Origin of the sequence: Streptomyces sp. NPDC057654 (assembly GCF_042800135.1) — a bacterium.
Classification (GTDB): Bacteria; Actinomycetota; Actinomycetes; order Streptomycetales; family Streptomycetaceae; genus Streptomyces.
Map to the genome: position 1 here is coordinate 1 of NZ_JBHVHQ010000422.1, position 7143 is coordinate 7143.

Annotated in this window: 5 protein-coding genes, 1 pseudogene and 1 riboswitch; all 6 genes and pseudogenes read left to right on the plus strand. The window is 75.6% G+C overall.

The features are described 5' to 3' along the window. The first annotated feature begins 128 nt into the window (after positions 1 to 128). Complete coding sequence (locus ACFU99_RS26455) at positions 129 to 347, plus strand: hypothetical protein (RefSeq protein ID WP_384396293.1); 219 nt, start codon at positions 129 to 131, stop codon at positions 345 to 347. Between the two features lie 188 nt (positions 348 to 535). Continuing rightward, positions 536 to 670: riboswitch (cobalamin riboswitch) on the plus strand. 52 nt (positions 671 to 722) lie between these two features. Then, positions 723 to 1676, plus strand: a pseudogene (locus ACFU99_RS26460) (cobalamin biosynthesis protein); the annotation flags it as partial. Between the two features lie 410 nt (positions 1677 to 2086). Beyond that, complete coding sequence (locus ACFU99_RS26465; protein ID WP_384396296.1) at positions 2087 to 3649, plus strand: cobyric acid synthase; 1563 nt, start codon at positions 2087 to 2089, stop codon at positions 3647 to 3649. A 115-nt stretch (positions 3650 to 3764) separates the two neighbouring features. Further along, entirely contained in the window at positions 3765 to 5882 is a 2118-nt protein-coding gene (locus tag ACFU99_RS26470; RefSeq protein ID WP_384396298.1) for a putative cobaltochelatase, read from the plus strand. Beyond that, entirely contained in the window at positions 5882 to 6478 is a 597-nt protein-coding gene (gene cobO / locus ACFU99_RS26475; protein WP_384396301.1) for a cob(I)yrinic acid a,c-diamide adenosyltransferase, read from the plus strand. The genes ACFU99_RS26470 and cobO overlap by 1 nt, the downstream gene beginning before the upstream one ends. A gap of 2 nt (positions 6479 to 6480) precedes the next feature. Further along, positions 6481 to 7143: cobyrinate a,c-diamide synthase (locus ACFU99_RS26480; RefSeq protein WP_384396304.1), on the plus strand; the 663-nt coding region annotated here is incomplete at its 3' end.

Below are 7143 nucleotides of genomic sequence, written 5' to 3' on the forward strand. Positions count from 1 at the left end.
CCGCCGCGCTCCAGAGCGTCGCCCCGCCGCCCGCCGGGCCGCTCCCCCCGGCGGACGTGCCGCCCGCCCAGCCCCATGACCGCGCCCCGGCCGCCGCGGCGACCACCTAAGGAACCAGGACCCACGCCATGAACATCGACTGGGCAGCCCTCGGGCAGGTCTTCGGCGTCAGCCTCGTGGTGACGGTCGGCATGGTGGGCGTGTTCACGCTCGGCATCGTCGGCACGTCCCGCAAGCCAGGAGAAGAAGGGGCCGGCGCGGGTGCTCTGGCCCGTACCGGCGCGTATGCCTGCTTCGCCGCGTGCGCGGCGGTCGTCGCGTACGGCATCTATCTCATCGTGGCCTGAGCGGAGCGGCAGCGGCAGTGCCTTGAGCCCGTCGGGGAGTGTCTCGTATGACACCGCCCGGCGGGCCTTCGCGCGTGCGCCCCGCGTTCCCCACTGTGTGCCTCCGCACACTCCCCCGTCGCAGGTCAAGCGTGAGTTGACGGCCGTTCCCGGGCCATGGTGGACTTCCGGAGCCAAACGGCGACAGCAGAGGAAGCCGGTGCGAATCCGGCGCGGTCCCGCCACTGTTACCGGGGAGCGCTCCCCCACCACTCACAGGCCACGGCTCGCCGACAGCGAGCTGGAAGGCCGGGGGAAGCGCGGATCCGGGAGCCAGGAGACTCTGGTCGCCGGTCACGTCGAGCCAGGGCGCGGACCCTGAGTGAGGACATACGGATGCGTGCCGGTCACGCCCCCTTCGCGTACGGCGCCGCCATCGGCTTCCTCGGCGACCTTCTCGCGGGCGACCCCCGCCGCGGCCATCCGGTCGCCGCCTTCGGGCGCGCCGCCGCGGCCGCCGAGCGCGCCCTGTGGCGCGATCATCGCGGGTTCGGGGCGCTGCACACCGCGCTGTGCGCGGGCGGCGCCGTAGCGGGTTCCGCACTGCTGGCCCGTACCGCACGTTCCCTTCCCGCGCCGCGCATCGGCGAGGCGGCGCTGACCGCCGCCGCCACCTGGGCCGTGCTCGGCGGCACCTCGCTGGGCCGCGAGGCGCGGGCGGTCGGCGGGGCGCTGGCCGCCGGTGACCTCGCGGCGGCCCGGGAGCGGCTGCCGCATCTGTGCGGGCGCGACCCCCGGGAACTGGACGAGCAGCAGATCGCGCGCGCCGTGGTGGAGTCGGTGGCCGAGAACACCTCGGACGCGGTGGTCGGCGCGCTGGTGTGGGGCGCGCTCGGCGGGGTGCCGGGACTGGTCGGCTTCCGCGCGGTCAACACCCTGGACGCGATGGTCGGGCACAAGTCGCCGCGCCACCGCCGGTTCGGCTGGGCCGCAGCCCGGCTCGACGACGTCGTGGGCTGGCCGGGCGCGCGGCTGACCGCCGCACTCGCCGCCGTCGCCGGCCCCGACCCGCGCGGCGCCTGGCGCACCGCCCGCCGCGACGCGAGCAAGCACCCCAGCCCCAACGCCGGCCCTGTCGAAGCCGCCTTCGCCGGCGCCCTCGGCATCCGCCTCGGCGGCACCCTCGCCTACCAGGGCCGCACCGAACACCGGCCCGTACTCGGCGCCGAACTGCGCCCGGCCGCCGTCGCGGACATCGAACGGGCGGTACGGCTCTCGCGCCGGGTCTCGCTGCTGGCGCTGGGCTGCGCGGTGGCGGGGCGGGCGGCGGTCGTGGGCGCCGCGGGGCGGCGAGCGGGCGGCGCGGCGGGGGCCGTTACGGGCGTGGCGGGCGCTGTCGCGGGCGTGGAGGAAGTGGCGGACGCGCTGGTCCGTACGGGCATGACCTGCCGCAGCGGCGCGAGCAGCCGCAGCGGCGCGAGCAGCCGTACCGGCGCGGCCGACGGACGAGACGGGGCAGCGGCTGCTGTCCCGGGCGACGGGGCCGGCGCGACAGGAACGGTCACGGGCGTGACCCGCCGCGCGGGCGTGGTCCACGGACCGACCGGCGCGACGGCCGCCGTCGGCCCCAGCCGGACAGGTGCCGCAGGGCAGGAGCTCGACGCCGTCCTGCTCCGTGGTGTTACGGGCGTGGCCGGCGGGGTGGCGGTAGCCGCCGTTGTGGGCAGGATCGTGGCGGGGCGCGGAGCGAGGAGGCAGCGGTGAGTGGGGACGGACGCGGGCCGCGAGGCCCGCTCGGCGGGGGGCTGCTCGTCGCCGGGACCACCTCGGACGCGGGCAAGAGCGTGGTGACGGCGGGGATCTGCCGATGGCTGGTCCGCAAGGGCGTCAAGGTCGCGCCGTTCAAGGCGCAGAACATGTCGCTGAACTCCTTCGTGACCCGCGAGGGCGCGGAGATCGGGCGGGCGCAGGCGATGCAGGCCGCGGCGGCGCGCGTGGAGCCGAGCGCGCTGATGAACCCCGTGCTCCTCAAGCCCGGCAGCGACCGCAGCAGCCAGGTCGTGCTGATGGGCAAGCCCGTCGGCGAGCTCAGCGCGCAGGGCTACTTCGGCGACGGCGAACAGGCCCGGTACACCGGGCGGGAGCAGCTCCTCGGCACCGTGACGGACTGCCTGGAGGAGCTGCGGCGCACGCATGACGCGGTGATCTGCGAGGGCGCGGGCAGCCCGGCCGAGATCAATCTGCGGCGCACCGACATCGTCAACATGGGCATCGCGCGGGCCGCCCGGCTGCCCGTCGTCGTGGTCGGCGACATCGACCGCGGCGGCGTCTTCGCGTCGTTCTTCGGCACGACGGCCCTGCTCTCCGAGGAGGACCAGCGGTTCATCGCCGGGTATCTGGTCAACAAGTTCCGCGGCGACGTGTCGCTGCTCGAACCGGGCCTGGACATGCTGCGCGGCCTCACCGGGCGGCCGACGGTCGGCGTCCTGCCGTACGCGCACGGGCTCGGCATCGACGAGGAGGACGGGCTGCGGGTCTCGCTGCGCGGCGCGGTGCGCGAGAGCGTCGTCGCGCCGCCGCACGGCGCGGACGTGCTGCGCGTCGCGGTGGCCGCCGTCCCCCTGATGTCGAACTTCACGGACGTGGACGCGCTGGCCGCCGAGCCCGGCGTCGTCGTGCGGTTCGTGGACCGGGCGGAGGAGCTGGCCGACGCCGACCTGGTCGTACTGCCGGGCACGCGCGGCACCGTACGGGCGCTGGCCTGGCTGCGCGAGCGCGGGCTGGCCGACGCGATCGCGCGCCGCGCCCGCGAGGGGCGTCCGGTGCTCGGCATCTGCGGCGGCTTCCAGATGCTGGGCGAGCGCATCGAGGACGACGTGGAGTCGAAGGCCGGGACGGTGCCGGGGCTGGGCCTGCTGCCGGTGCGGGTCCGGTTCGCCGCCGCCAAGACCCTGGCCCGGCCGGCGGGCAAGGCGCTGGGCGAGCACGTGGAGGGGTACGAGATCCACCACGGGGTCGCCGAAGTGGCGGACGGGGACGAGGAGTTCCTGGACGGCTGCCGGGTGGGTTCCGTATGGGGCACGCACTGGCACGGGTCGCTGGAGAGCGACGGCTTCCGGCGGGCGTTCCTGCGGCGCGTCGCACAGGCGGCGGGCCGGGCGTTCGTACCGGCCCCCGACACGAGTTTCGGGGCGCTGCGCGAGGAGCAGCTGGACCGGCTGGGCGACCTGATCGAGGAGCACGCGGACACGGACGCGCTGCTGCGGCTGATCGAGGACGGCGTGCCGGAGGGGCTGCCGTTCATTCCGCCGGGGGCGCCGTGACGGGCTCCCGCTCCGCACGTACGGAGCCTGTATCGCGTACGGGGCCCCTATACCGCACACCCCTCGGACACCAACGAGCCAATCGCCACAGGCCACTCGAAGGAGTGATCACCGGATGAGCACCACCTACCCGTTCACCGCGGTCGTCGGGATGGAGGACATGCGGCTGGGCCTGCTGCTCAACGCCATCTCGCCCGCTATCGGCGGCGTGCTCGTACGGGGCGACAAGGGCACCGCGAAGACCACGACCGTACGCGGCCTCACCGCGCTGCTGCCCGGCGTCGCGGTCGTACCCGGCTGCCGCTTCTCCTGCGACCCGGCCGCCCCGGACCCGCAGTGCCCCGACGGGCCGCATGAGGGCGGTACCCAGGAGGCGTCCGACACGCGCGGCGCGAAGATGGTCGAGCTGCCCGTCGGAGCCTCCGAGGACCGGCTCGTCGGCGCGCTCGACATCGAGCGGGCGCTGTCCGAGGGCGTGAAGGCGTTCGAGCCCGGCCTGCTGGCCGCCGCGCACCGGGGCGTGCTGTACGTCGACGAGGTCAACCTGCTGGGCGACCACCTGGTCGACGCGCTGCTGGACGCCGCCGCCACGGGCGCCTCGTACGTCGAGCGCGAGGGCGTCTCCGTACGGCACGCCTCCCGCTTCCTCCTCGTCGGCACGATGAACCCCGAAGAGGGCGAGCTGCGCCCGCAGTTGCTGGACCGGTTCGGCCTGACGGTGGAGGTCGCGGCCTCGCGGGACACGGACGAGCGGGTGGAGGTGGTGCGCCGCCGCCTCGCGTACGACGAGGACCAGGCGGCGTTCGCCGCGAAGTGGGCGGCCGAGGAGAGCTCCCTGCGGGAGCGGATCGCGGCGGCGCGGGCGCTGCTGCCGTCCGTACGGCTCGGGGACGGCGCGCTGCGGCGGATCGCCGCGGTGTGCGCGGGGTTCGAGGTGGACGGCATGCGCGCGGACATCGTGACCGCGCGGACCGCGACGGCGCTGGCCGCGTGGGCGGGCCGGTCCGACGTGGCGACCGAGGACGTGCGGCAGGCCGCGCTGCTCGCGCTGCCGCACCGGCGGCGGCGGGCGCCCTTCGACGCGCCGGGGCTGGACGAGGACAAGCTCGACGAGATCCTGCGGCAGTTCGAGGAAGACAACCCCGAGCCGGAGCCCGACCCGGAGCCGGAGGGCCCGGACGACGGGGGCCCGGACGAGGGCGGGCCCAAGGACGACGGCCCCGGCGGCGGCGCGCCGCAGGACGGCGATGGGCCCGATAGCCCGGACCTGCCCACGCAGCGCGAGTCGGGCGCCGGTCAGCAGGACGCGCCCCAGCCCCCGTCGCAGCCGCAGCCGCAGGAACCCAGCGGGGACCACGGGCCCGAAACGGACGCCGGTGACGACGCGGGCGGCCCGGTGGCGGCGGCCGTCGCCGCCGACGAGCCGTTCCGGACGCGCAGGCTGGACGTGCCGGGGCTGGGCGAGGGCGCGGACGGCCGGCGCTCGCGGGCCCGTACCGCGCACGGGCGCACGACCGGATCGCGCCGCCCCCGGGGCGCGCTGTCCAAGTTGCACCTGGCGGCCACCGTCCAGGCCGCCGCGCCCCACCAGCGGGTGCGCGGGCGGTCCGGACCGGGCCTCCTCGTACGCCGGGACGACCTGCGGGAGGCGGTGCGCGAGGGGCGCGAGGGCAACCTCGTGCTGTTCGTCGTGGACGCCTCCGGGTCGATGGCGGCGCGGAAGCGGATGAGCGCCGTCAAGGGCGCGGTGCTGTCGCTGCTGCTCGACGCCTACCAGCGCCGCGACAAGATCGGCATGGTCACCTTCCGGGGGTCGGGGGCGGCCGTCGCGCTGCCGCCGACGTCCTCGGTGGAGGCGGGCGCGGCGCGCCTGGAGCAGTTGCCGACCGGCGGCCGGACGCCGTTGGCCGCCGGGCTGCTGACCGCGCACGACGTGCTGCGCGTCGAGCGGATGCGGGACCCCTCGCGCCGCCCGCTGCTGGTCGTGGTGACCGACGGCCGGGCGACGGGCGGGCCCGAGCCGGTCGTGCGGGCGACCCGCGCGGCGCGGCTGCTGGCCGCCGGGGGCACGACGTCGGTGGTCGTGGACTGCGAGGCCGGGCCGGTGCGGCTGGGCCTGGCGGGGCAGCTCGCGCACGAGCTCCAGGGCCCGGCGGTGACGCTCGACGAACTGCGCGCGGACAGCGTCTCCGCGCTCGTCCGGACCGTACAGAACTCACGGAAGGCCGCGTAATGCCCAAGGGACAGCCGTCAGTCGTGCCCGAGGACGGGCTCACCACACGCCAGCGCCGCAACCGGCCGCTGGTCTTCGTGCACACCGGCACCGGCAAGGGGAAGTCGACGGCCGCGTTCGGGCTCGCGCTGCGGGCCTGGAATCAGGGCTGGCCGGTGGGGGTCTTCCAGTTCGTGAAGTCGGCGAAGTGGAAGGTCGGCGAGGAGCGCGCGCTGAAGGTCCTCGGCGACACCGGCGAGGGCGGGAGCGTCGCCTGGCACAAGATGGGCGAGGGCTGGTCCTGGGTGCAGCGCGATATGGCCAGTAGCGAGGAGGCCGCTCGCGAGGGCTGGGAGCAGGTCAAGCGGGACCTGGCGGCGGAGACGTACAAGCTGTACGTGCTCGACGAGTTCGCCTATCCGATGCACTGGGGGTGGGTGGACGTGAACGAGGTGGTGTCGGTGCTGCGCGACCGGCCCGGTACCCAGCACGTCGTCATCACCGGCCGCAACGCGCCGCCGGAACTGGTCGACTTCGCCGACCTGGTCACCGACATGACCAAGGTCAAGCACCCGATGGACACCGGCCAGAAGGGCCAGCGGGGCATCGAGTGGTGAACGTGCCTGGCGCTGTCCCCCGCCTGGTGATCGCCGCCCCGGCGTCCGGGAGCGGCAAGACGACCGTCGCCACGGGCCTGATGGCGGCCTTCGCGGCGGCCGGGCTCGCGGTCTCCCCGCACAAGGTCGGCCCGGACTACATCGACCCCGGCTACCACGCGCTCGCCACGGGGCGTCCGGGCCGCAACCTGGACGCGTACCTGTGCGGCCCGCAGCGCGTCGCGCCCCTCTTCCTGCACGGCGCGCGCGACTGCGATCTCGCGGTGGTCGAGGGCGTGATGGGGCTGTTCGACGGGGCCAGCGGCCAGGGCGAACTGGCGTCGACCGCGCATGTCGCGAAACTGCTGCGGGCGCCGGTCGTGCTCGTCGTCGACGCGTCGTCGCAGTCCCGGTCCGTGGCGGCGCTGGTGCACGGCTTCGCGTCGTGGGACCCGGAGGTCCGGCTCGCGGGCGTCATCCTCAACAAGGTCGGCACGGACCGCCACGAACACCTGCTGCGCGAGGCGCTCGACGGCGCGGGCGTACCGGTGCTGGGCGCGCTGCGCCGCGTGCGCACCGCCAGCACCCCCAGCCGCCACCTCGGCCTGATACCGGCGGCCGAGCGCCGCACGGAGGCGCTGGAAGCCGTTGCCGCGCAGGCGGCGCAGGTCCGCGAGGGGTGCGAC